Source organism: Pseudomonas sp. LBUM1657 (assembly GCF_059716075.1).
This window is the reverse complement of record NZ_CP166799.1, coordinates 4152896-4178001: the sequence shown is the minus strand read 5'-3', so window position 1 is coordinate 4178001 and position 25106 is coordinate 4152896. Positions and strand designations below refer to the sequence as shown.

The window sequence follows — 25106 nt, the reverse complement described above, 5'->3', positions numbered from 1 at the left end:
TAGGGAGGGCAGTGATCTGGCTCTCACCTTTACGTTAACGTAAGCCTGTGACGAATGGCTGTCAATCATCCTTTACGTTAACGTCAACTTGAGCGAGAGTAGAGCCAGTTCTGAATGATCGGGGCTACCCAAAAGTCCCGTTCCAACAACCCACTAATAAAGACAATAGGGGTCGTCATGGATCAACCCAGTGCAAGCCCGCAGCGCAGCTATACCCGTGGTTCCCAGGAAAAAACTTTGCTGGCGATGACCATCGGCCAGGCGTTCGATAACACCGTGGCGCAGTGCTCGACCGGGGAGGCGCTGGTCGTGCGCCATCAACAGCTGCGCTACACCTGGCAACAACTGGCCGAAGCGGTGGATCTGCACGCCAGAGCACTGTTGGCGCTGGGCCTGCAGACCGGTGACCGTCTCGGCATCTGGGCACCCAACTGCGCCCAGTGGTGCATCAGCCAATTCGCCAGCGCGAAAATTGGCGTGATCCTGGTCAACATCAACCCGGCCTACCGCAGTTCCGAACTCGAATACGTTTTGAAGCAATCCGGTTGCCAATGGCTGGTCTGCGCCGGCGCCTTCAAGACCTCGGACTACCACGGGATGTTGCAAGGCCTGGTGCCCGAGTTGGCAGAGCAATCCATCGGGAAATTGCACAGCGAACGTTTGCCCGAGTTGCGCGGGGTCATCAGCCTTGATGCGCAGCCGCCATCGGGTTTCCTGCCGTGGACGCAACTGACGGATCTCGCGGCCAGTGTCTCTGTCGAACAGCTAAGCGAACGCCAGAACAGCCTGCACTTCGATCAGGCGGTGAACATTCAGTACACCTCCGGTACCACCGGTTTCCCCAAGGGTGCGACCCTCAGCCACTACAACATTCTCAATAACGGTTACATGGTCGGCGAAAGCCTGGGCCTGACCGCTAATGATCGGCTGGTGATCCCGGTGCCGCTGTATCACTGCTTCGGCATGGTCATGGGCAACCTCGGTTGCATCACCCACGGCAGCACCATGATTTACCCCAACGACGCGTTCGATCCGCTGCTGACCCTGAGCACCGTCGCTGAAGAAAAGGCCACCGCGCTGTACGGCGTTCCCACCATGTTCATCGCCATGCTCGATCAGCCCCAGCGTGCCGAATTCGATCTGTCGAGCCTGCGCACCGGGATCATGGCCGGCGCGACCTGCCCGATCGAGGTGATGCGCCGGGTCATCAGTGACATGCACATGAGCGAAGTGCAGATTGCCTACGGCATGACGGAAACCAGCCCCGTGTCGTTGCAGACCGGTCCGTCAGACGAGCTGGAATTGCGCGTCACCACCGTCGGCCGCACCCAGCCGCAACTGGAAAGCAAGATCATCGACGAGGCGGGCAACCTGGTGCCGCGTGGCACTATCGGCGAGTTGTGCACCCGTGGTTACAGCGTGATGCTCGGCTACTGGAACAACCCACAAGGCACCGCTGAAGCCATCGATCAGGCGGGCTGGATGCACACCGGTGACCTGGCGAGCATGAATGATGAGGGCTACGTGTGCATTGCCGGACGCAACAAAGACATGATCATCCGCGGCGGTGAGAATATTTACCCGCGGGAGCTGGAAGAATTCTTCTTTACCCACCCGGCGGTGGCGGACGTGCAGGTGATCGGTATTCCGTGTTCGCGCTACGGTGAAGAGATCGTTGCCTGGATCAAATTCCACCCGGGCCACAGCGCCACTGAACAAGAGCTGCAAGCCTGGTGCAAGGAGCGCATCGCCCACTTCAAGACGCCGCGTTACTTTAAGTTCGTCGAAGAATTCCCGATGACCGTGACCGGCAAGATCCAGAAGTTTCGGATGCGCGAGATCAGCATTGAGGAGTTGGCGACCGCGCGCCATCCGGTGCCTTGAATGCCTTGGCCGGTACTGCCGGCCAGGGCATTGCTCCACTTATGAACCTGTCGCGTAACGTGTGGCTCGACTGTCGCTGTCTTTCAGTTCGTCCAGCCACGCCAGGCGGTTTTGCTCGTGGATGCGTCGGGTGGTGATTCGATCCGGGTAGCAGCGCATGAACATATGAGTGAAATGCTCACCGTAATGGATGCGTTCGTGGCTGTCCGGTTCGAACAATGGCCGAGCAGACGCTTCGAAATTCGGCTCGTGGAAGTAGGCGCAGGCGAAGCGCTCGCCGGTATTGAGTTTGACTTTGTGCGGGGTGGATAGCAGGTAACCGTTAGTCATGAACTGCATGATGTCACCCGGGAACACCGTCCACACTCTTGGCGTCGGTGTTACGAAAGTCCAGGGTTTCTTGCGTTCGAACAAGCCTGCTGAGCTTTCTTCCGGCAGCCAGTTGCGGTTGCGTTTTTCGCCCTTCACCGGAGGGCGAATGTACAGGCCGCCGACAGCGTCCTGAGCCGCAATCACCAGTAAGCCATAGTCCGTATGCGCACCAATGCCACGGGATGTCCTGGAATTTTTTGTCGGGAAGCGCAACACGCGCATGTGGTGCCAGCCATCGTGTGTCAGGTCGGTAAACGTACTGATCGGCAGGTTCATGCCCAACGCCGTTAATTGAAGTAGTTTTTCGCCGGCCACGCCGAGCTCATCCATGAACGCCTTCATGCTTTTCTTATAAGCGTTGTCGGGCCATGGCACCGGACCATGGCACGGCCAACCGTCCTGGACGCGTTGATCGGTTTCGGGCAGGTCCTTGCAGACGGTGAAGATTTCCGAGTAATCAGCTTTACCGGCGGTGACCTCCTCACCGGAAGCGATATAGCCGCTGTAGGTCAGGTCGCTGATGCAGCGACGCTTGAAGTCTGGTTGTTGCTGGAAGAAAAGCTTGCTGGTCGCCAATGCCGATTGCGTTATGCGATCTTGCCTCGCACTGGTCTCTATCTGGAAAATGCCGTCCGCACGCCAGGCGCCGATCAGTTTTTCTCCCAGCCTGATATCGGCGGTGTTACCCGTTACCTTGGCGGGCAGTTTGAAGGTCTGCAATGTGCTCATGTTCGTCTCCTTTCATAAGAAGAAGGGACGTGTGCTCATCCGAGAGGCATTGATGAAAAGCTTCGATCAACAGAACAACCCATGGCCTGCGCGGCATGGATCATGAGCGTCCCCGCAAATCCCCGGAGGGAAGGCGAGTTATAGGGCACACAATCTTTGTTTTGACCTGTCATCTCTGACAGTGTCGACGAACGGCCAGTTAGTCGCAGGGGGATATTACGCAGGGAGGAGGGGTGTACTAGAGGGACAGAAAGCACAAAGGGGAGCCGAAGCTCCCCTTTAATTTTGTCGTTACGTGCTCTTTTTTTATTATTGAGGGGCGGTCTGTTGTTGTTTTTGGAAACCGTGACCCTTTACCGCTGTTTTTGTCGATCCCCATCCGGGATCAAGAGCAAACGTATTTTTTTGAGCGCTGATCTACTTTTTCGCTACGCGATCCAACCAGTTCGGGAGCTACCTGAAGGTAGTTTTATTGTTCTCTGCCCGGTTGCGGGTTACTCCGAAAAGCACCCTGAAAAGCACACCTTCTCCAAAAAAATCTGTTAGCTGCGTCTCTGCCGTGTTGTTTTTGTTATGTCAGAGTCGTTACGTCTTATTTTTATTAGGTTTGCCGCTTTTTTTGTTCTTGTTATGCAGTAGAGATAGCAGAAGCCGTGCCAACTTTTAAAAACCCTTTAAAATCAATACTTTGAATTTTTTGAAGGATTTCCGCTCGGCCTGAATCCGACTATTTGTTTCCGTGTTACTCGCTTGTGCCCCACGTTCCGGACGTTGCGGTAACACCCGGACACATCCGCGCCCTCACTGCGCGCTACGAGCCTTCGCCACCCGAGAACCGGTAGGGCGGCCCAGCACGGTGCATATTTGCTGACCGGCGAGAATCAAGGCGTCCAGGTCAATGCCCGTCTCGATGCCCAGGCCGTTCAGCAGGTAAACCACGTCTTCAGTGGCGACGTTACCGCTGGCGCCCTTGGCATACGGGCAACCGCCGAGGCCGGCGATAGAGCTGTCGAATACCGAGATGCCTTCGAGCAAGCTGGCATAGATGTTGGCCATGGCCTGGCCATAGGTGTCGTGGAAGTGCCCGGCCAGTTTTTCTCGCGGCACATCGGCCGAGACCACTTCGAACATTTTGCGGGTTGCGCCGGCGGTGCCGGTGCCGATGGTGTCGCCCAGAGAAACTTCATAGCAGCCCATGGCGTAGAGCTCGCGGGCGACCCGGGCGACTTGCTCAGGTGCGACGTTACCTTCGTAAGGGCAGCCGAGCACACAGGACACGTAACCGCGCACGCTCACGCCGTACTGTTTTGCGGCGTCCATGATTGGCACGAAGCGCTCCAGGCTTTCGCTGATGGAGCAATTGATGTTGCGCTGGGAAAACGCTTCGGACGCGGCGGCGAACACCGCGACTTCCTTGACCCCGGCAGCAATGGCATCTTCAAACCCGCGCAGGTTGGGGGCGAGGGCGCCATAGGTCACGCCCGGTTTGCGTTGGATCTGCGCGAAGACGTCGGCGGAACCGGCCATCTGCGGTACCCATTTGGGTGAAACGAAGCTGCCGACTTCTATATAGCCCAGGCCCGCGGCGGTCAGTGCGTTGACCAATTGCACCTTGTCCGCGACGCTGATGGGCTGGGCTTCGTTTTGCAGACCGTCGCGGGGGCCGACTTCGACGAGGCGTACGTGAGTGGGTAGGGACATGGGATTGACCTGCTTTGGGTTGTCAATGCGCTAGAGGAGTCAACATCGATCAATGTGGGGGCGGGCTTGCTCGCGAAGGCGCACTTACATTCAACATTGATGTTGGCTGACAGACCGCATTCGCGAGCAAGCCCGCTCCCACATTGGATGTGTGTTGGTTATTGAATTGCTTCCTGGCTCTTGATCGTCTGCTCCAGCGCCTGCACGCAGCGTTCCTGCGCGGTGTCCAGTTCCAGCTTCATCTGCTCGATGTCGAGCATCTGCTGTTCCAGTTGTTCACGGCGTTCGGCGATTTTGGTCAGCATGGTTTGTAGCTGTTTCTGATTGCCGCCAGTGGGGTCATAGAGTTCGATCAACTCGCGGCATTCGGCCAGTGAAAAACCGATGCGCTTGCCCCGCAGGATCAGCTTCAGGCTGACCTTGTCGCGGGGCGTATAGATGCGTTCCTGACCGCGCCGTTCGGGGCTAAGCAGGCCTTGCTCTTCATAAAAGCGAATGGCCCGGGTGGTGATGTCGAGCTCGCGGGCGAGGTCGGAAATGCTATAGGTCTGGCTGCTCATGGAAGCGCTCGAAAAAGGTCATGGCGCTAAGCTAATGGCAGGTTGACGTTTACGTCAAGTGGCGTGGATCGTCGGTGTTCTTGCTGGCCTCTTCGCGAGCAACCCCGCTCCCACATTTGACCGGTTGTACTCAGGGCCAGTGTGGGAGCGGGCTTGCTCGCGAAGAACGATGACGCGGAGCAAAGTCCTACACCTTATCGAGCTTCTTCTCATGCGCCGTCACTTGCTGGCACAACTCGATCATCTGCTCACGCATCCAGCGGTTGGCCGGGTCTTGGTCGGTGCTTTCGTGCCAGTAGAGGTGGGTTTCCACGGGCGGCACATCGTTGACCGGCAAGTTCACCGAGTACAGGTCATGGCGACGGGCGAAGCGTTCCGGCACGGTCATGACCATGTCGGTCTGCTGTAGCACTTGAGACGCCATCAGGTAATGCTGGGAACGCAGGGCGATCTTGCGCTGGATGCCCATCTTGCCCAGCGCCAGGTCGACATGGCCCAACCCACTGCGGCGGCTGGAGATATGGATGTGGGTCAGGGACAGATAATCATCGAGGGTGAATTTTTCCTTGCCCGCCAGCGGATGCCCTTTGCGCATGGCACACACATAACGGTCTTCCATCAACTTGACGTGGCGCACTTGCGGGTCGGTGTTGAGCGGCGCATCCACCGCAAAATCGAGGCGTCCGGCCGCCAGTTCCTTGGTGGTCTCGCGGCGTTTGGACAGGAAGCTTTCGATGATCACCGTCGGCGCCAGGCGACGCAGGCGCTGGAACAGCGCCGGCAGGATCACCGCTTCGGTGAGGTCAGTCATGCTGATGCGATAGGTCTTGACCGCCTGCAACGGGTTGAAAATCCGGCTTTCCTGCACCGACACCCGCAGCAGGGAGAGGGCGTTGCGCACCGGGCCGATGATGTTCTGCGCCATGGGCGTCGGCACCATGCCTTGGGCGGTGCGCACGAACAAAGGGTCGTTGAACGTCTCGCGCAGGCGGGCCAGAGCGTTCGAGACCGCCGGTTGGGTGATGCCGACAATCTGCCCGGCGCGGGTCAGGTTGGCTTCGGTGTAGATCGCGTCGAAGACGATGAAAAGGTTGAGGTCGACCTTGCTCAGATTCATTGCGCGGCACTCTTCTTGTTGGTTCTCGATCACCCGATCATATATCGGTGATGAATGTTAATACACGCCGAGAATAGGCTAGGTAAATTTTCGTAGCTGTTCTAGCATCGATTCCATGACCTGAACAACTCATCAAAACCCAGTCAAAAGGTAGAGCTGCCCATGGATTTCGCTTATTCGCCCAAGGTGCAAGAACTGCGTGAGCGCGTGACCGCGTTCATGGACACCTACGTTTATCCCGCCGAAGCCGTGTTCGAGCGCCAAGTCGCCGAGGGCGATCGCTGGCAGCCGACCGCGATCATGGAAGAACTCAAACTCAAGGCCAAGGCTGAAGGCCTGTGGAATTTGTTTCTGCCTGAGTCCGAACTCGGCGCCGGCCTGACCAACCTCGAATACGCGCCCCTGGCGGAAATCATGGGTCGTTCGCTGCTGGGCCCCGAGCCGTTCAACTGTTCCGCGCCAGACACCGGCAACATGGAAGTGCTGGTGCGTTACGCCAATGAAGAACAGAAACAACGCTGGCTCGAACCGCTGCTGCGCGGCGAGATCCGCTCGGCGTTCGCCATGACCGAGCCGGACGTCGCGTCCTCCGACGCCACCAACATGGCCGCCCGTGCCGAGCGTGATGGTGACGAGTGGGTGATCAACGGCAAGAAATGGTGGACCTCAGGCGCTTGCGATCCGCGCTGCAAGATCCTGATCTTCATGGGCCTGAGCAATCCCGACGCGCCGCGTCATGCCCAGCACTCGATGATTCTGGTGCCGGTGGATGCGCCGGGCGTGAAGATTGTTCGTCCGCTGCCGGTGTTCGGTTACGACGACGCGCCCCACGGCCACGCCGAAGTGCTGTTCGAAAACGTCCGCGTGCCGTACGAAAACGTCCTGTTGGGTGAAGGACGTGGCTTCGAAATTGCTCAAGGTCGCCTTGGCCCTGGCCGCATTCACCACTGCATGCGTTCGATCGGCATGGCTGAACGTGCGCTGGAATTGATGTGCAAACGCTCGGTGAACCGTACCGCGTTTGGCAAACCGCTGGCGCGTCTGGGTGGCAACATCGACAAGATCGCCGACTCGCGGATGGAAATCGACATGGCACGCCTGCTGACGTTGAAAGCGGCGTACATGATGGACACCGTTGGCAACAAAGTGGCGAAGAGCGAGATCGCGCAGATCAAGGTTGTCGCGCCAAACGTGGCGTTGCGGGTGATCGACCGGGCGATTCAGATTCATGGTGGGGCTGGGGTTTCGAATGATTTCCCGCTGGCCTACATGTATGCCATGCAACGCACCCTGCGCCTGGCCGACGGCCCGGACGAAGTGCACCGCGCGGCGATCGGCAAGTTCGAGATCGGCAAGTATGTGCCTAAAGAAATGATGCGTAGCGGGCAGTAAGACCGCGTCATCGTTCTTCGCGGGCAAGCCCGCTCCCACAGGTTCAGTGTGATCCTTGTGGGAGCGAGCCTGCTCGCGATGGCGTCAGCCCATTCAACGCAGCAATATCAGATTGAGTGTGATCCTGTGGGAGCCGGGCTTGCCCGCGAAGGCGTCGGCCCATTCAACGCAGCAACATCTGACTCAATACACCCAAACCTCAACCCGCCGATTCTTGATCCGCCCCTCATCCGCGCTATTGGCCGCCACCGGCATTTCGGCACCAAAGCCACGAATCTCGCGAAATACCACGCCGCTTTTCACCAGTTCCCGTCGCACCGCCATGGCGCGCAGTTTCGATAGCAAGTCGGCGCGGGCCGGGTCGCTCTTGGCGTCGCCGAATCCCACCAGCGTCACCTGCCGACGGGTTTTGTCGTGCTGCTTTATATAGTCGAGCACCCGAGACAGGTCTTGCCGGGCCTTGTTGTCCAGCGTCGCACTGCCTTCTTCGAAGCGGAAGTTCACCGTCAGTCGCTGGGCATGACGACTGAGCGCCTGATAACCCTCGGGCATCAGCGCATTCGGCGTGACGGCCATGGCCTGGACGGTCTGGGCGATAAAGCCATTGGCGGCGACGATTGCCTGGCCCTTGCTGGTTTGTGCGTACGACACCAACGCCTCTGCCCAGGGATTTTTCCCGTTGGGCGGCAGGTAAAAGAACAGCCGACGCGACAATGGATAGTCTTCCGTGGCGATCAGGTTATTGAGCGGCAACATCGCTTGGGATTGGCCATCGGCAATCGCCACAGCCTTGGCTTGACGCACGTAGGGCAGGCCGATGAAGCCGATGCCCTGACGGTCGAGGCTGACCGCGTCGGACAATTGCTCGCTGGATTCGAACCGTTTCGCGGCGCCGCTCAGGGTTTTCCCACGACCGCTGAGGACCAATTCCTTGAAGGTGTCGTACGTGCCCGATTGGTCATCCCGCGCATAAAGATGAATGGCCCCACCGGTACCGCCGAGCTCTTCCCAGGTTTTGGTTTCGCCGCTGAAGATTCGCGCCAGTTGTTCGATGTTGAGTTGGTTCAGCGGGTTTTGCGGGTGAAGGATGATTGCCAGACCATCGATGGCGATGACCTGTTCGGCGGCGGGGTTTTTCAGATCGCCCAGCGGTTCGAGTTCCACCCGTTCGCGGTCCTTGATCGGGCGGGATGAGGCGGCCAGGTCGGCGGTGGTGGTTTTCAGGGCGGTGAAGCCGGTGCTGGAACCGTGGGCCGCGACTTCCACCACGACCCGGCGACCCTGAACGGTTTCGCCGACAACGCGCAGTTCGTTGGCTTTGTCCGGGGCCTCGCGGTGGACCTTGAGCAAGCCCTGTTCGCGCATCAAGCCCTCGACCAACGCCGGGCCGAGTGCCGCGCCGATGGTATTGGAGCCCTGGATGCGCAGCACCGGGCCCTGCTCGGGCGTCGGCAAGTCGCCGGCCGAAGCGGTAACGGGCAGCCAGGCGCACAGCATCAACAGGAACAACACGCGCAGCGTCATGCCGGCACCTTATATAGCCAAAGGAAGTGCCGGGAGATTAAGTCAGTAAGATGTCCGAAAGATGACAGTTGCTCCTGTGGGAGCGGGCGTGCTCGCGAAGGCGGTTCATCATTCAACATTGATGTCGACTGATCCACCGCCTTCGCGAGCAAGCCCGCTCCCACATTCGATCTATGCAAGTCTTTAGGGATCAGCTCAATTCAAGCCAGATCGGCGCATGATCGGAGGGTTTTTCCATTCCGCGCAGTTCGTAGTCCACGCCGGCATCCTTGACCCGCGGCAACAACCCATGGGACGCCAAAATCAGATCGATCCGCAGTCCACGCTTGGGTTCATCCTCAAACCCGCGGCTGCGGTAGTCGAACCAGCTGAAACGGTCGGCAACGTCCGGGTTCAGGTGTCGGAAGCTGTCCGTCAGGCCCCAGTTTTTCAAACGGGCCATCCACTCGCGTTCTTCTGGCAGGAAGCTGCACTTGCCGGTTTTCAGCCAGCGTTTCATGTTGTCCGGGCCGATGCCGATGTCGCAGTCTTCCGGGGAAATGTTCACATCGCCCATCACCACGACCGGCTGATCGTTGCTGAACTGGCTTTCCAGTAATTGCTGCAGATCACCGTAGAAGCGTTCCTTGGCCGGGAACTTGGTTGGATGATCGCGGCTTTCGCCCTGTGGGAAATAGCCGTTCATGATGGTCACCGGCACGCCATTGGCGTCGGCGAACGTGCCCCAGATGAAGCGGCGCTGAGCGTCTTCTTCATCGGTGGTGAAGCCTTTGTAGAGTGCCAGTGGTTCTTTACGCGAGAGCAGGGCGACGCCGTAGTGACCCTTTTGCCCATGGAAATACACGTGATAGCCCAGCGCCTGAACCTCGGCCAGCGGGAACTGGTCATCGTGGACCTTGGTTTCCTGCAGGCCGATCACGTCTGGCTGATGCTTTTCAATCAGCGCCGCCAGCTGATGGGGGCGAGCGCGCAGCCCGTTGATGTTGAAGGAGACGATCTTCATGGTCGGCAGTCCTGGCAAAAGGGCGATGCTAGCTGACATGTAGGACGGGGGCCAGTGTGGGGTGAGGGGATTCACTGAGTTCTGTCAGATCTACATTGGCAGCGAAGGCCTCTTCGCGAGCAAGCCCGCTCCCACATTAGATCCCGGAATGGACCGCTGATTTCTTCAGTCTGGTCTATACCTTTGTGGGAGCGGTGGGGCGACGATTCGACTTGCCCGCGAAGACGGCTTAAGCAGCAACACTGATTCGTATCAGCAAGGAACTGTGCCAGCGCTGTAGGCTCGTAATCAGAAGAGCGCTGTCATTTGAACAGCGCCCCGGGGAGAAATACCGTTATGCCCGAAACCTCGACCGCCATCGCCGATATTCACATGCTCGACAGCGGCTATTCCCGCGAAGCCCGCTCCCTGTTGTACCAGGCTTACCGGCATGAGCCGACCTTCGGCTATCTGTTCGAAGCAGAACGCCCCGGTTATGAACAGCGGGTGCGCGCCACCGTGCGCGAACTGGTCAAGCAGCACTTTTTTCAGGAGCTGCCGGCCATTGGCCTGTTGGTCAATGACCGCTTGATCGGCATTGCCCTGATCGCGCCGCCGCAACGTCGCCTGGGCATCACCGAAAGCTGGGCCTGGCGTCTGCGCATGGTGCTCAGTACCGGGTTTCGCTGCACCCGGCGCTACCTCGAATATCAAGATGCGGTGATGGCGTGCGTACCGTCCGACGCGGTGCACGTGCTGCCGTTGCTGGGCGTTCATCCGCAATTCCAGGGCAAACACTTCGGCGAGCAATTGCTGCAAGCGGTGCATAACTGGTGTGCAGTCGATGAGCATTCCCAGGGTGTGGTTCTCGATACCGGGAATCCTCGTTATCTGGAGTTCTATAAGCGTCAAGGCTATGAGGAAATCGGTGAGGTTGCCGTAGGACCGATACGCGAACACGTTTTTTTCCACGCCAATCCTCAGGTCTTACAAACCGCGAGCGCATAAAGGTCGAACTTTCCGGGCGCGCCAGGCTCTATCCCGCTCCCAAGCTCGTGATAGCATCCGCGCCTATGAAGTTTCCAGGAAGAATTACCAGTGGCGTGCTGATGCTGATCACCAGCTGCGCGGCGCTGGCGCAAAGTGAATTGGATGTGCGGATCAAACCGTCCAACGATGAACTGAAGGCCAATATAGAGGGCTATATCGGCAGCCTCGGCGATCGAGATGAAGAAGCCTTGCTGCGCTTCAGTCGGGGCGCCGAGGAACAGGCGCGCAAGGCCGCCCAGGCCTTGGGTTATTACCAGCCGCAGATCGAAAGCGACGTGAAGGGCGGCAAGACGCCGCGCCTGATACTGAACATCGACCCTGGCGAACCCGTGCATTTACGCAATGTCACGGTGCGTATCGACGGACCTGCCGCTTCTCTCAAATCCTTTCGTGTCCCTAAAAGCAATGCGCTGAAAACCGGCGCAGTGCTCAACCATGGGCATTACGAAGACGCCAAGCGACTGATCCAGAATCAGGCTTCACGCTACGGTTTTTTCAGCGGGCGCTTCACCAGCCAGAAGCTCTCGGTAGACCCGCGAGCCGGCGTCGCCGATATCGAACTGATCTACAACAGCGGTCCGCGCTATTCCCTCGGCAAGGTTAGTTTCGAAGGTGACACGCCGTTCGACGAAGACTTGCTGCAACGCATGGTGCCGTTCAAGGAAGGCGCACCTTACGACTCGGAACTGATCGCCGAACTCAATCAGGCCCTGCAATCGAGTGGTTATTTCGAAGGTGTGCGCGTCGATGCGGCGCCCACCGCGTCCAAGGACGATGTGATCCCGGTGGACGTCAAGCTCGAAACCCGCAAGCCGCGGACCATGGGCCTGGGCCTCGGCTATTCCACCGACGTCGGCCCCCGGGTCAAGGCCAACTGGACCCGGCACTGGGTCAACCCGCAGGGGCATAGCTATGGCTGGGAAACCGAAATTTCGGCGCCACGACAAAACGTCGGGGTGTTCTATGACATCCCCCTGGACCCGCCGCTGACCGACAAACTGCGCTTTGCCGGCGGCTATCAGAGCGAAGAAATTGCTGACAAGGACAGCCTGAGCAAGCTGCTGACCGTCGGTCCCGAGTGGCACAGCAAGTTGCCGAGCGGCTGGCAGCGGGTGGTGTCGCTCAAGTGGCAGCGCGAGGAATACCGGCTTGGCGATGACTCGGGGCTCAGCACCTTGCTGATGCCCGGTGTGAGCTATTCGTACCTCAAAAGCGACAACCGCATCGACCCGCACAACGGCTATCGCCTGGAGTTCGAGACCAAAGTCGCCAAGGAAGGGCTGGGCTCGGACAATAACCTGCTGTATGGCACGGCGCTGGTGAAAGGCCTGACCACGGTTTTCGATAAACACCGTTTCCTTGGCCGGGTGCAGGTCGGCGGCAGCGCCACCAACGGCTACAAATCGGTGCCGCCATCCCTGCGTTTCTTCGCCGGTGGCGATCAGAGCGTGCGCGGCTACGACTATCAAAGCCTGTCCCCGGAAAACTCCGACGGTGACCGCATTGGCGGTCGTTACATGATCGCCGGTAGTGTCGAATATCAGTATTCCGTCGCTGAAAAATGGCGGGTCGCGACCTTCATCGACCAGGGCAACTCCTTCAATACACTCGAACTGCCAAACCTCAAGACCGGCGTCGGTATCGGTGTGCGCTGGGTGTCGCCGGTGGGGCCGATTCGTCTCGACCTGGCCCACGCAATGGACGACGACGGCGGCATTCGACTGCACTTTTCCATGGGGCCTGAGCTGTGAAACGCGGTTTGAAAATAACGTTGCTGGCGATTCTGGCGCTGCTGATGCTGGTCGTCCTGACGGTCGCCACGGTGCTGGGCACGGCGACGGGCAGCCGCTGGGCGCTGGGGTTTGTGCCAGGTTTGACCGTCGAGAATTTCCAGGGGCGTTTGGGCGGGCAGTGGAGCGCCGACCATGTGTTTTGGCAGCACGATGCCAGCCGGGTTGAGCTGAGCAAGGTCATTTTCGCCTGGTCGCCGTTGTGTCTGACGCGCATGACCCTGTGCATCGAGCAATTGAAGGCCGATCAGGTCAGCCTGCAATTTCCTCCGGGCACGGAAGAAGACAGCAGCGGGCCGATCAGTCTTCCGGACCTGCAATTGCCTTTGGCAATCGAGCTGGGTGACGTCCAGGTCGGCAGCCTGCTGTTCAATGGCAGCGAAGAACTCAAGGGGCTGCAACTGGCGGCGCACTGGACCACCAATGGCTTGCAGATCGACTCGGTGAAATTGCAGCGGGACGAGCTGAGCCTGAATCTGTCCGGCCTGTTGCAACCGAGCGGCAACTGGCCGTTGACCGCAGAAGGCACACTGACCTTGCCGGCACCGGGCACCGAACCATGGGCACTGGCCCTGAAGATCGACGGCGATCTGCTGAAAACCCTGAATCTGAAAGCCGACAGTCGCGGTTACCTGAACGGCCAACTGACAGGCGAACTGCAACCGCTGGTGGAAAACCTGCCGGCCAAGGTGCGCATTACCGCCGATGGCTTCAAGCCCAGCGCCGATCTGCCGGACACTTTGCAACTCAATCAACTGGAACTCACCGGCGAAGGCGACCTGAAAAAAGGTTACCAGTTGCTCGGCAAAGCCATCTTGCCCGCAGAACTTGGTCCCGTCGCATTGTTGCTGCAAGGCAAGGTCGACGCCAACGGCGCGCAGATCGCCGGGCTGGACCTGACGGCCAACGACAAGCAAAGCCTCAAGCTCACAGGGCAGTTGGACTGGAGCAAAGGCCTGAGTGCCGACGCGAAAATCGACTGGCTGGATTTCCCATGGCACCGCCTCTATCCGCTGATCGACGAGCCGGAAGTGGCGTTGCGCAGCTTCAACGGTGAAGTCTCCTACACCGACGGCAAATACCTCGGCAACTTCAAGGCTGCGCTGGATGGCCCGGCCGGGGCATTCAGCCTGACCAGCCCGTTCGCCGGCGACCTGACAAAAATCTACCTGCAACAAATCCAACTCGAAGCCGGGCAGGGCAAGGCCCAAGGGCACCTGAACCTGCAATTCGCCGACGGCATCGCCTGGGACACCGCGCTGGATTTGTCGGCGATCAACCCAGCGTACTGGGTCGCGGAGTTACCGGGCACGTTGGCCGGACCGCTGCGCAGCAAAGGCGAGATGAAGAACGAGAAACTCAGCCTGACTGCCGACCTGGATTTGAAAGGCAAACTGCGCGGTCAACCGGCCGTTCTCCAGGCCAAGGCCGATGGTGGCGGCGAGCAATGGAACCTCAACGCGCTGCAAATTCGCTTGGGCGACAACAGCATCAACGGCAAGGGCAGCCTGCAACAGAAACTCACCGGGCAGATCGATATCAAGATGCCGCGCCTGGCCCAACTCTGGCCGCAATTGCGCGGCCAGCTCAATGGCCGGGTCGACGTCGCTGGCACGCTCAAGGCGCCACAAGGCAAGCTAGGGCTGCAAGGCACGCAACTGGCCTTTGAAGACAATCGCCTGCAAAGCCTGAACCTGGACGCCACCCTCGACAGCGCGCAACGGGCGAAAATCGACCTCAAGGGCAGCGGGATTCAGGCGGGTGACACATCATTGGGCACGCTGACCGCCAGTGGCCAGGGCGATATCAAAAACCAGAAACTCGCCCTCGACTTGCAAGGGCCGAAGCTGAAACTGGCCCTCGGACTCGACGGCTCACTGGACAAGGGCAACTGGCGCGGACGGCTGGCCAGCGGCACCATCCAGGCCGGTGGTCAGGACTGGAGGCTACAAGGCCCGGCGAAACTCGAGCGACTGGCGGATGGCAAAATCAACTTCGGTGCCCATTGCTGGGCGTCTGGCCCGGCCAGCCTGTGCGGTGAAGACCAGCGGTTGATGCCGGAGCCGAAGCTGCGTTATCACCTCAAGCAATTCCCGATCGACAGCCTGGCGCAGTGGTTGCCGAAGGATTTCGCCTGGAAAGGCCGGCTCAATGCCGACCTGCAACTGGACCTGCCGGCCAGCGGCCCGAACGGCCAGATCAGCATCGATGCGAGCGGCGGCACCCTGCGCATGCGTGAGAAAGACCAGTGGCTGGACTTCCCTTACCAGACCCTGAAACTCACCAGCAAACTCACGCCCAAGCGTATCGACAGCGAGCTCAACTTTGTCGGCGGCAAGCTCGGCGAGTTGATGGTTCAGGCGCAGATCAATCCATTGCCCAAGGACAAACCGCTGACCGGCTCATTCCGCTTGAATGGACTGGACCTTTCGGTGGTGCGGCCATTTGTGCCCATGGTCGAGAAACTGACCGGTCGTTTGAATGGCAGCGGCACGCTGTCCGGCGGGCTGCTGGCGCCTCAGGTCAACGGCAATCTGCTGCTCAGCGACGGCGAGATTTCTGGGCCAGAACTGCCTATGGAGATTGAAGCCTTGCAACTTCAAGCGGTGATTGCCGGCGAAACCGTGCAGTTGAACGGCGGCTGGAAAAGCGGCAAGACCGGGCAGGGCAGCCTGAACGGCACCATCGCCTGGGGTCAGGCGCTGGTGGTCGACCTGGCGCTCAAGGGCTCGCAGTTGCCGGTCACGGTCGAGCCTTACGCCAAGCTGGAAGTGGCGCCGGACCTGAAGATTTCGATGAAGGACGACAAACTGGCGATCGTCGGCAAAGTGCTGGTGCCCAAGGGTGAAATCACCGTGCGCGAACTGCCGCCGTCGACGGTCAAGGTCTCCGATGACACGGTGATCGTCGGCCAGCAGACCGAAGAGGGCAAACCGCCGATGGCCATGGCGATGGACATCGATGTGGTCGTGGGGCAGGACAAACTGAGCTTTGCCGGGTTTGGCCTGACCGCCAACCTGCAAGGCCAGGTGCACATCGGCGACAACATGGATACCCGCGGCGAGCTCTGGCTCAACGATGGGCGTTATCGCGCCTATGGCCAGCGGTTGACCGTGCGCCGGGCGCGCTTGCTGTTTGCCGGCCCGATCGATCAACCGTATCTGGACATCGAAGCGATTCGCCAGACCGACGACGTCATCGCCGGCATTCGCCTGAGCGGTAGCGCCGAGCAGCCGACCACGCAGATCTTCTCCGAACCTGCCATGAGCCAGGAACAGGCATTGTCCTATCTGGTGCTGGGGCGTCCGCTGAGCACCACGGGTGAAGATAACAATATGCTGGCCCAGGCCGCCCTCGGGTTGGGTCTGATGGGCAGTTCCGGCGTGACCGGCGGGTTGGCCAAGAACCTGGGCATTCAGGATTTCCAGCTCGACACCCAGGGCAGCGGCAACACCACCAGTGTGGTGGCCAGCGGCAACCTCTCGGAAAAACTCAGCCTGCGTTATGGCGTCGGGGTCTTTGAACCGGCCAACACCATCGCTTTGCGCTACAAGCTGAGCAAGAAGGTCTACCTCGAAGCCGCTGGCGGCGTGGCCAGTTCGCTGGACATCTTCTATAAGCGGGATTTCTAAACCGCGTCCCTTCTAAAACACCGAGTCGCTCCTTTCGCGAGCAAGCCCGCTCCCACATTTGATCTGCGGTGCACACAAATCCAATGTGGGAGCGGGCTTGCTCGCGAAGGCCGCGCTGCGGTCGTCAATCAGAAGCAACTTTTTCCCCGCCACTCATCACCCAAATAGAAAGCAACCTAACTATTACGTTGACATTGGCTGCCTAGGCAGTAACATCTCGACATACATTCTCTGCTTAGGCAGCTAATTGGTGGACAGATGAAACATTTCACGCCAGACGATTTCCAGAATTGCCATCTCGGCCTCTTGCTCGGGCGCGCTGCGCTGCTCAAGGACCGGATCATCGACACGCACATGGAACCCCACGGCATCACCGCCGCGCAGTTCAAGGTGTTGATCATCATGGCCCAGTTCGGCGTCGATACCCCGGCTGAGCTCTGCCGCCACTTGTCCCTGGACAGCGGTTCGATGACCCGAATGCTCGATCGTCTGGAACAGAAAGGTTTCCTCGCCCGCCAACGTTCCGAGGCGGATCGCCGTCAGGTGCAGTTGGTGCTGACCGAGCAAGGCCAGCAACTGACTGACCGTCTGCCGGAGATCGGCGCCGATGCCATGAACGAACTGGCCGGCGCGATCACCTCGGAAGAACTGAAAACCCTGGAACAGATCCTGAAGAAAATCCTGGTAGCAGCGGGTGACTCCATCACCTTGCTGCGGGTAGGTGACAAATGAGTAGCAAAACCTTGCGTACCGGCCTGAGCCTGGTGTTGTTGGCCATGAGCCTGGCCGGTTGCGCCAGCTACAGCGGCCTGACCACCGAAGGCGTCAGCCTTGAGGCGAAAAACCTCAAGGCCGGGCAATCCCTCAGCGGCGTGACCCTGTCGCCAGCGGCCTGGCCGAAAAGCGACTGGTGGAAAAGCCTCGGCGACCCGCAACTCGACGGTCTGATCCGCGAAGCCCTGCACGACAGCCCCGACATGCAGATCGCCGATGCCCGCGCCCATCAGGCCAGCGCCGCTGCATACGCCGCCGATGCCGCGCGGATGCCGACCCTCGATGCCAGCGCCGGTGTCAGCCGTTCGCGTCTGGCCCGGGACCAGGACCCACGGGGCGAGGGCGATGCGTACTCGACCGTGCGCAACATCAGCGCCAGTTTCAATTACAACTTCGACCTCTGGGGCGGTCAGCGTGACGCCTGGGAAGCCGCGTTGGGCCAGGCCCGCGCTGCCGAAGTCGATCAGCAGGCCGCGCAGTTGACCTTGTCCGCCGACGTCGCCCGTGCCTACAGCGATCTGGGGCAGGCACACATCGTCCATGACCTCGCCAGCGAAGACCTCAAGCGCACCAAGCAAATGCTCGACTTGAGTCAGCGGCGCCTGAGCTCCGGGATCGATAGCCAGTATCAGTTCCAGCAGACCGAAAGTCTGGAAGCCAGTTCTGAAGCCAGCCTGATTGACGCAGAAAAACGCCTGCAAAGCGCGAAAATCGCCTTGGCCGTGCTGCTCGGCAAAGGCCCGGATCGTGGCAACGACATCGCCCGGCCGCAAATCCTCAAGGCCAGCGCCGTAGCGTTGCCATCGGTATTGCCGGCCGAGTTGCTCGGTCGCCGTCCTGACCTCGTAGCTGCGCGCTGGCGGGTCGAAGCGGCGAGCAAGAACATCGAGGCTGGCAAAACCCGTTTCTACCCCAACCTCAACCTGAGCGCCGCAGCCGGTGCCGAGTCATTGCTGGGCGATGCGATGTTCGGTTCGGCCAGTCGTTTCTTCAACATTGCGCCGACGATTTCCGTGCCGATTTTCGACGGCGGCCGCCTGCGCGCCGACCTCGATTCCCGCGACGCTGATTACGACCTCGCCGTGGCGCAATACAACAAAAGCCTGGTGAAAGCCCTGGGCGATGTCAGCGACACCATCAACCAGTTGCGCGATATCGGCCGGCAAATCGGCGCCCAACAGCACGCCACCGACATTGCCCAGCAGTCATACAACACCGTGGTCCAGCGTTACGGTTCCGGCATCGGTAACTACCTGGACGTGCTCAGCATCGAGCAGCAATTGCTCCAGGCCCAACGTCAGTTGGCCAACCTGAATGCCGAGCAGATCGACCTCTCGATCCAATTGATGCAGGCGCTGGGCGGCGGCTTCCAGGGCGAAACCCTGACCGCTGCCAATCCAGCCCCAGCCACGCAGCACAACTAATTCAAGGTATTCGTCATGGCTACTGCCGATACAACTCAAGCCCCTGACAACACACAAGACATCCGCAATCAGCGCAAACGTAAAGTCATGCTGGTGGTGCTGGCGATCGTGGTGATCCTCGCCGGTGTTGGCGTCTGGGGTTATCACGAATTTTACGGTCGCTGGAACGAAAGCACCGATGACGCCTATGTGAATGGCAACGTGGTGGAAATCACGCCGCTGGTCACCGGCACGGTGGTCAGCATCGGGGCCGACGATGGCGATCTGGTCCACGAAGGTCAGGTGCTGATCAACTTCGACCCGAATGACGCCCAAGTCGGCTTGCAAAGTGCCGAGGCCAATCTGGCCCGCACCGTGCGTCAGGTTCGCGGCTTGTACAGCAACGTCGACGGCATGAAAGCCCAGGTCAATGCCCAGCAGGCTGAAGTGCAGAAGGCTCAGGACAACTTCAATCGTCGGAAGAATCTCGCCGCTGGCGGGGCGATTTCCCAGGAAGAACTGTCCCACGCTCGCGATGACCTGACCTCGGCGCAAAACGCCCTGGCCAACGCCAAACAGCAACTGAAAACCACCAGCGCGTTGGTGGATGACACCGTCGTTTCGTCGCACCCGGACGTGATGTCCGCCGCCGCGCAATTGCGCCAGGCCTATCTGAACAATGCGCGTAGCACCTTGATCGCGCCGGTCACCGGTTACGTGGCCAAACGCACCGTGCAACTCGGCCAGCGGGTGCAGCCGGGTACGGCGCTGATGGCGGTGATCCCGCTGGATCAGCTGTGGATCGACGCCAACTTCAAGGAAACCCAGCTGCGTGACATGCGCATCGGCCAACCGGTGGACATCCAGGCCGACCTGTACGGCAGCGATGTGAAATACAGCGGCACTATCGACAGCCTTGGCGCCGGCACCGGCAGCGCGTTTGCCTTGCTGCCGGCGCAGAACGCCACCGGTAACTGGATCAAGATCGTCCAGCGGGTACCGGTGCGGATTCACATCAACGCCGAAGAACTGGCCAAACACCCGCTGCGCGTCGGCCTGTCGACTCAGGTCTACGTGAACCTGCGCGACCAGAGCGGCCCGGTGCTGGCGCAACAGCCGCCGCAAAAGGCCTCGTTCAGCACCAACGTCTACGACCGTCAGTTGGCCGAGGCCGACGCGATGATCACCCGGTTGATCCACGACAACAGCGCGGCGGTCAGCAAAACCGCGCAGCGCTGATTCGCCAATCCGCCAGCGGCGCTCATTAACAGGCGCCGCGCCAGCCAAGTTTCAAAGGATTCGCGATGAGCAATAACGCCTCTTTCACGCCGCCCAGCCTGCTGCTCAGCACTATCGGCCTGTCGCTGGCGACCTTCATGCAGGTGCTCGACACCACCATCGCCAACGTGGCGCTGCCGACGATTTCCGGCAACCTCGGCGTGAGTTCGGAGCAGGGCACCTGGGTCATCACCTCGTTCGCGGTGAGCAACGCGATTGCGCTGCCGCTGACCGGCTGGCTCAGCCGACGTTTCGGTGAGGTGAAGCTGTTTCTCTGGGCCACCATTCTGTTCGTGCTGGCCTCGTTTCTCTGCGGTATCTCGACCTCGATGCCGGAGCTGATCGGCTTTCGGGTACTGCAAGGCCTGGTGGCCGGGCCGTTGTATCCGATGACGCAGACGCTATTGATCGCAGTCTATCCGCCCGCCAGGCGAGGCATGGCCCTTGCGTTGCTGGCGATGGTCACGGTGGTGGCGCCGATTGCAGGGCCGATCCTCGGTGGCTGGATCACCGACAGTTACAGCTGGCCATGGATTTTCTTTATCAACGTACCGATCGGTATTTTCGCGGTGATGGTGGTGCGTTCGCAGCTCAAGGCGCGGCCGGTGGTAACCAGTTATCAACCGATGGATTACGTGGGGTTGATCACGCTGATCATTGGCGTCGGGGCGCTGCAGGTGATTCTCGACAAGGGCAATGACCTGGACTGGTTCGAGTCGAACTTCATCATCATCGGCGCCGCGATTTCGGTGATTGCGCTGGCGGTGTTCGTGATCTGGGAAATGACCGACAAGCACCCGGTGGTCAACCTGCGGCTGTTCGCGTACCGCAACTTCCGGATCGGCACCATTGTGCTGGTGGGCGGGTATGCCGGGTTCTTCGGCATCAACCTGATCCTGCCGCAATGGCTGCAAACCCAGATGGGCTACACCGCGACCTGGGCTGGGCTGGCAGTGGCACCGATCGGTATTCTGCCGGTGCTGATGTCACCGTTTGTCGGCAAGTATGCGCAAAAATTCGACCTGCGCTTGCTGGCCGGCGGCGCGTTCCTGTGCATCGGTCTGAGTTGCTTTATGCGCGCCGGGTTCACCAACGAAGTGGACTTCCAGCACATCGCGCTAGTGCAACTGTTCATGGGTATCGGCGTGGCGCTGTTCTTCATGCCGACCTTGAGCATTTTGATGTCGGACCTGCCACCGAGCCAGATTGCCGATGGCGCCGGCCTGGCGACGTTTTTGCGGACGCTGGGTGGCAGTTTTGCAGCATCGCTGACCACCTGGATCTGGATTCGCCGGGCGGATCAGCACCATGCGTACCTGAGTGAAAGCATCACCACCTACGAACCGGCAACCCGGGATGCATTGACCAGTCTGGGTGGGGCGGGTAACCCGGCGTATGCGCAGCTGGATCACGTGCTGACGAGCCAGGCGTACATGCTCTCCACCGTGGATTACTTCACGCTGCTGGGGTGGGGGTTCATGGGGTTGATCTTGCTGGTGTGGCTGGCGAAACCGCCGTTTGCGGCGAAGGCGGGGCCTGCTGCCAGCGGTCACTGAGTGAAACGCGGTCAAAAATGTGGGAGCGGGCTTGCTCGCGAATGGGGTGTAACAGTCAACAGAGACGCTGAATGTTAAGCCGCCTTCGCGAGCAAGTCGAATCGTCGCACCGCCGCTCCCACAAGGATTTTGTGTTCGGCAGTCAGTTTCCGGGGGCTGCCAACTGCGGCGGCGGGGCGAAGTCGAACGGGGCCAGTGCAAACCCGTTCTCATCCACCTGCAACGCCCATCCCTGACGATCCCAATCCCCCAACACAATGCGCTTGGCCGACTGTTCGCCAATCTGCAATTTGTGAATGGCGGGGCGGTGTGTGTGGCCGTGGATCAGCGTTTTCACGCCAAATGCCTGCATGATCCGCGGCACTTCTTCGGGCGTGACATCAACAATGTCATTCGCTTTCATCCGCGTCTGGGTACGGCTTTCATTGCGCAGCTTGCGCGCCAGTTTTTGCCGGGTGCCCAGGGGCAGGTGACGCAGGATGAACAGGGTGATCGGGTTGCGCAGATAGCGACGCAGCTTCATATAGGCTTCGTCGCGGGTGCAAAGGCTGTCGCCGTGCATCAATAGCACTGGCTCGCCTGCGAGCTGCACGACACACGGGTCCTTCAGCAAGGTGCAGCCGGCCTGTTTACAGAAGGCCTGGCCGAGCATGAAGTCGCGATTGCCGTGCATCAGAAAAATCGCCGTGCCGCTGTCGCTGAGATCGCGCAGGGCCTGGCAGATGGAACGCTGGAAGGCTGTCATGGCATCGTCGCCAATCCACGCCTCGAAAAAGTCGCCCAGAATGTACAACGCACTCGCCGAGCGGGCGCGTCCGGCGAGCAAATCCAGAAACGCCCGGGTAATGTCCGGGCGCTCCTCTTCCAGATGCAAGTCTGAAATCAGCAGTATCACTCAATGATCTCGGCTTTCTCGATGATCACGTCTTCTGCGGGTACGTCCTGGTGACCGGACTTGGAGGTCGTGGCGACGCCTTTGATCTTGTCCACGACGTCGTTGCCTGCAACGACTTTGGCGAATACCGCGTAGCCCCAGCCCTGGGTGGTCTTGGCGCTGTGGTTCAGGAAGCTGTTGTCAGCCACGTTGATGAAGAACTGTGCGGAAGCCGAATGCGGCTCCATGGTGCGCGCCATGGCCACGGTGTACTTGTCGTTCGGCAGGCCGTTGTCGGCTTCGTTCTGGATGCTTGGGCGCTTGTCTTTCTTTTCTTTCATGCCAGGCTCGAAACCGCCGCCCTGGATCATGAAGTTACCGATGACGCGGTGGAAAACAGTGTTTTCGTAGTGACCGGCTTTGACGTACTCGATGAAGTTGGCAACGGTCAGCGGTGCCTTTTCAGCGTTCAGTTCCAGGACGATGTCGCCATGGTTGGTGGTCAGTTTGACTTGGGTCATGATCGGTACTCTTTATATGAATTCGTGGGTTTCGGGGCGTTACAGCCCCCAACCGGTCTGGCCAGCAACAGCCAAGGTGCGCAGTTTAGCGCGACAGACGCGAATTTCGAGGCTGTTTTTCATTTGCATCCGATTAAATGCAGCCGTTTTCGGACCTGCTCTGTCAGCGACTTGACGGCATCGGCTATGATAAGCCCCTTTGTTTTAACAGCCGCTTTGATTTGGCCAACTGGCCGCGCACTTGTACGTTCAAGGATCCTATGAGCAAGCCCACTGTCGACCCTACCTCGAATTCCAAGACCGGCCCTGCCGTGCCGGTCAATTTCCTGCGCCCGATCATCCAGGCGGACCTGGACTCGGGTAAGCACACGCAGATCGTCACCCGTTTCCCGCCTGAGCCCAACGGTTACCTGCACATCGGTCACGCCAAGTCGATTTGCGTGAACTTTGGCCTGGCCCAGGAATTTGGCGGCGTCACGCACCTGCGTTTCGACGACACCAACCCTGCCAAGGAAGACCAGGAATACATCGACGCAATCGAAAGCGACGTCAAATGGCTGGGCTTCGAGTGGTCCGGCGAAGTGCGCTACGCCTCGCAGTATTTCGACCAGTTGCACGACTGGGCCGTTGAGCTGATCAAGGCCGGCAAGGCCTACGTCGACGACCTGAGCCCTGAACAAGCCAAGGAATACCGTGGCAGTCTGACCGAACCGGGCAAGAACAGCCCGTTCCGCGATCGCTCCGTCGAAGAAAACCTCGACTGGTTCGCCCGCATGCGGGCCGGCGAATTCCCGGACGGCGCACGCGTGCTGCGGGCCAAGATCGACATGGCCTCCCCGAACATGAACCTGCGCGACCCGATCATGTATCGCATCCGTCACGCTCACCACCACCAGACCGGTGACAAGTGGTGCATCTACCCGAACTACGACTTCACCCACGGTCAGTCGGACGCCATCGAAGGCATCACTCACTCGATCTGCACCCTGGAGTTCGAAAGCCATCGTCCGCTGTACGAGTGGTTCCTCGACAACCTGCCCGTACCGGCGCAACCGCGTCAGTACGAGTTCAGCCGCCTGAACCTGAACTACACGATCACCAGCAAGCGCAAGCTCAAGCAACTGGTCGATGAAAAGCACGTTTTCGGCTGGGACGATCCGCGCATGTCCACGCTGTCCGGCTTCCGTCGCCGTGGCTACACGCCGAAATCGATCCGCAACTTCTGCGAAATGGTCGGCACCAACCGTTCCGACGGCGTGGTGGACTTCGGCATGCTGGAATTCAGCATCCGCGACGACCTCGACCACAGCGCCCCGCGTGCCATGTGCGTGCTGCGTCCGCTGAAAGTCGTGATCACCAACTACCCGGAAGGCCAGGTCGAGAACCTCGAACTGCCGTGCCACCCGAAAGAAGACATGGGCGTGCGCGTTCTGCCGTTCGCCCGTGAGATCTACATCGACCGTGAAGACTTCATGGAAGAGCCGCCAAAAGGCTACAAGCGCCTTGAGCCGAACGGCGAAGTGCGCCTGCGTGGCAGCTACGTGATCCGTGCCGACGAAGCGATCAAGGACGCCGATGGCAACATCGTCGAACTGCGTTGCTCCTACGATCCGGAAACCCTCGGCAAGAACCCTGAAGGCCGCAAGGTCAAAGGCGTGGTGCACTGGGTGCCGGCAGCGGCCAGCGTCGAGTGCGAAGTGCGTCTGTACGACCGTCTATTCCGTTCTCCGAACCCGGAGAAGGCCGAAGACAGCGCCAGTTTCCTGGACAACATCAACCCTGATTCGCTGCAAGTCCTCACCGGTTGTCGTGCCGAGCCTTCGCTGGGCAATGCACAGCCGGAAGACCGTTTCCAGTTCGAGCGCGAAGGTTACTTCTGCGCGGATATCAAGGACTCGAAACCCGGTCATCCGGTGTTCAACCGTACCGTGACCTTGCGTGATTCGTGGGGCCAGTGATTCAAGGAT

General features: G+C 59.7%; 18 protein-coding genes. 10 read left to right on the top strand and 8 right to left on the bottom strand.

What is annotated here, in order from left to right; genetic code table 11:
* Positions 1-177: 177 nt before the first annotated feature.
* Positions 178-1884 carry an AMP-binding protein gene (locus tag ACA055_RS19345; protein ID WP_497680114.1) on the top strand — a complete coding sequence of 569 codons (1707 nt, stop codon included), beginning with the start codon at positions 178-180 and terminating at the stop codon, positions 1882-1884.
* A 39-nt stretch (positions 1885-1923) separates the two neighbouring features.
* Here ACA055_RS19345 and ACA055_RS19340 read toward each other — a convergent pair whose 3' ends face one another.
* The 4 genes from ACA055_RS19340 to ACA055_RS19325 form a co-directional block, all read right to left on the bottom strand.
* Complete coding sequence (locus tag ACA055_RS19340; protein WP_497680113.1) at positions 1924-2985, bottom strand: 2OG-Fe(II) oxygenase family protein; 1062 nt, start codon at positions 2983-2985, stop codon at positions 1924-1926.
* An 801-nt stretch (positions 2986-3786) separates the two neighbouring features.
* Positions 3787-4686, bottom strand: a complete 900-nt coding sequence (locus tag ACA055_RS19335; RefSeq protein WP_497680112.1) for a hydroxymethylglutaryl-CoA lyase — start codon at positions 4684-4686, stop codon at positions 3787-3789.
* A 158-nt stretch (positions 4687-4844) separates the two neighbouring features.
* Positions 4845-5246, bottom strand: coding sequence for a MerR family transcriptional regulator (locus ACA055_RS19330; RefSeq protein ID WP_497680111.1), 402 nt, complete (start codon positions 5244-5246; stop codon positions 4845-4847).
* 187 nt (positions 5247-5433) lie between these two features.
* The gene (locus ACA055_RS19325; RefSeq protein WP_046047541.1) at positions 5434-6363 is read right to left on the bottom strand and encodes a LysR family transcriptional regulator; all 930 of its coding nucleotides are present in this window, start codon (positions 6361-6363) and stop codon (positions 5434-5436) included.
* A gap of 162 nt (positions 6364-6525) precedes the next feature.
* Between ACA055_RS19325 and ACA055_RS19320 the strand changes: the two genes are divergently transcribed.
* On the top strand, positions 6526-7755 hold the full coding sequence (locus ACA055_RS19320) for an acyl-CoA dehydrogenase (protein WP_497680110.1): 1230 nt from the start codon (positions 6526-6528) through the stop codon (positions 7753-7755).
* Positions 7756-7938: 183 nt separating this feature from the next.
* Here the strand turns inward: ACA055_RS19320 and ACA055_RS19315 are convergent, their stop codons facing one another.
* Entirely contained in the window at positions 7939-9279 is a 1341-nt protein-coding gene (locus tag ACA055_RS19315) for a substrate-binding domain-containing protein (RefSeq protein WP_497680109.1), read from the bottom strand.
* A gap of 190 nt (positions 9280-9469) precedes the next feature.
* Complete coding sequence (gene xthA, locus ACA055_RS19310) at positions 9470-10282, bottom strand: exodeoxyribonuclease III (RefSeq protein ID WP_497680108.1); 813 nt, start codon at positions 10280-10282, stop codon at positions 9470-9472.
* A 336-nt stretch (positions 10283-10618) separates the two neighbouring features.
* On the opposite strand from xthA, the gene ACA055_RS19305 reads away from it, so the two are divergent.
* The 7 genes from ACA055_RS19305 (at position 10619) to ACA055_RS19275 (ending at position 21744) form a co-directional block, all read left to right on the top strand.
* The gene (locus tag ACA055_RS19305; RefSeq protein ID WP_497680107.1) at positions 10619-11269 is read left to right on the top strand and encodes a GNAT family N-acetyltransferase; all 651 of its coding nucleotides are present in this window, start codon (positions 10619-10621) and stop codon (positions 11267-11269) included.
* Between the two features lie 65 nt (positions 11270-11334).
* Positions 11335-13062 carry an autotransporter assembly complex protein TamA gene (locus ACA055_RS19300; RefSeq protein ID WP_497680106.1) on the top strand — a complete coding sequence of 576 codons (1728 nt, stop codon included), beginning with the start codon at positions 11335-11337 and terminating at the stop codon, positions 13060-13062.
* Positions 13059-16733, top strand: a complete 3675-nt coding sequence (locus ACA055_RS19295) for a translocation/assembly module TamB domain-containing protein (protein WP_497680105.1) — start codon at positions 13059-13061, stop codon at positions 16731-16733. The genes ACA055_RS19300 and ACA055_RS19295 overlap by 4 nt, the downstream gene beginning before the upstream one ends.
* A 258-nt stretch (positions 16734-16991) precedes the next feature.
* Entirely contained in the window at positions 16992-17465 is a 474-nt protein-coding gene (locus ACA055_RS19290; RefSeq protein WP_497680104.1) for a MarR family winged helix-turn-helix transcriptional regulator, read from the top strand.
* The gene (locus ACA055_RS19285) at positions 17462-18931 is read left to right on the top strand and encodes an efflux transporter outer membrane subunit (protein ID WP_497680103.1); all 1470 of its coding nucleotides are present in this window, start codon (positions 17462-17464) and stop codon (positions 18929-18931) included. Before ACA055_RS19290 ends, ACA055_RS19285 begins: the two co-directional genes overlap by 4 nt.
* A gap of 15 nt (positions 18932-18946) precedes the next feature.
* On the top strand, positions 18947-20149 hold the full coding sequence (locus ACA055_RS19280) for an HlyD family secretion protein (protein ID WP_497680102.1): 1203 nt from the start codon (positions 18947-18949) through the stop codon (positions 20147-20149).
* 65 nt (positions 20150-20214) lie between these two features.
* Positions 20215-21744, top strand: a complete 1530-nt coding sequence (locus ACA055_RS19275; RefSeq protein WP_497680101.1) for a DHA2 family efflux MFS transporter permease subunit — start codon at positions 20215-20217, stop codon at positions 21742-21744.
* A 142-nt stretch (positions 21745-21886) separates the two neighbouring features.
* Here the strand turns inward: ACA055_RS19275 and lpxH are convergent, their stop codons facing one another.
* On the bottom strand, positions 21887-22639 hold the full coding sequence (lpxH, locus tag ACA055_RS19270) for a UDP-2,3-diacylglucosamine diphosphatase (protein WP_497680100.1): 753 nt from the start codon (positions 22637-22639) through the stop codon (positions 21887-21889).
* Positions 22636-23139, bottom strand: coding sequence for a peptidylprolyl isomerase (locus ACA055_RS19265; RefSeq protein ID WP_497680099.1), 504 nt, complete (start codon positions 23137-23139; stop codon positions 22636-22638). The genes lpxH and ACA055_RS19265 overlap by 4 nt, the downstream gene beginning before the upstream one ends.
* A gap of 260 nt (positions 23140-23399) precedes the next feature.
* On the opposite strand from ACA055_RS19265, the gene ACA055_RS19260 reads away from it, so the two are divergent.
* The gene (locus ACA055_RS19260; RefSeq protein WP_497680098.1) at positions 23400-25097 is read left to right on the top strand and encodes a glutamine--tRNA ligase/YqeY domain fusion protein; all 1698 of its coding nucleotides are present in this window, start codon (positions 23400-23402) and stop codon (positions 25095-25097) included.
* The last annotated feature ends 9 nt before the right edge of the window (positions 25098-25106 follow it).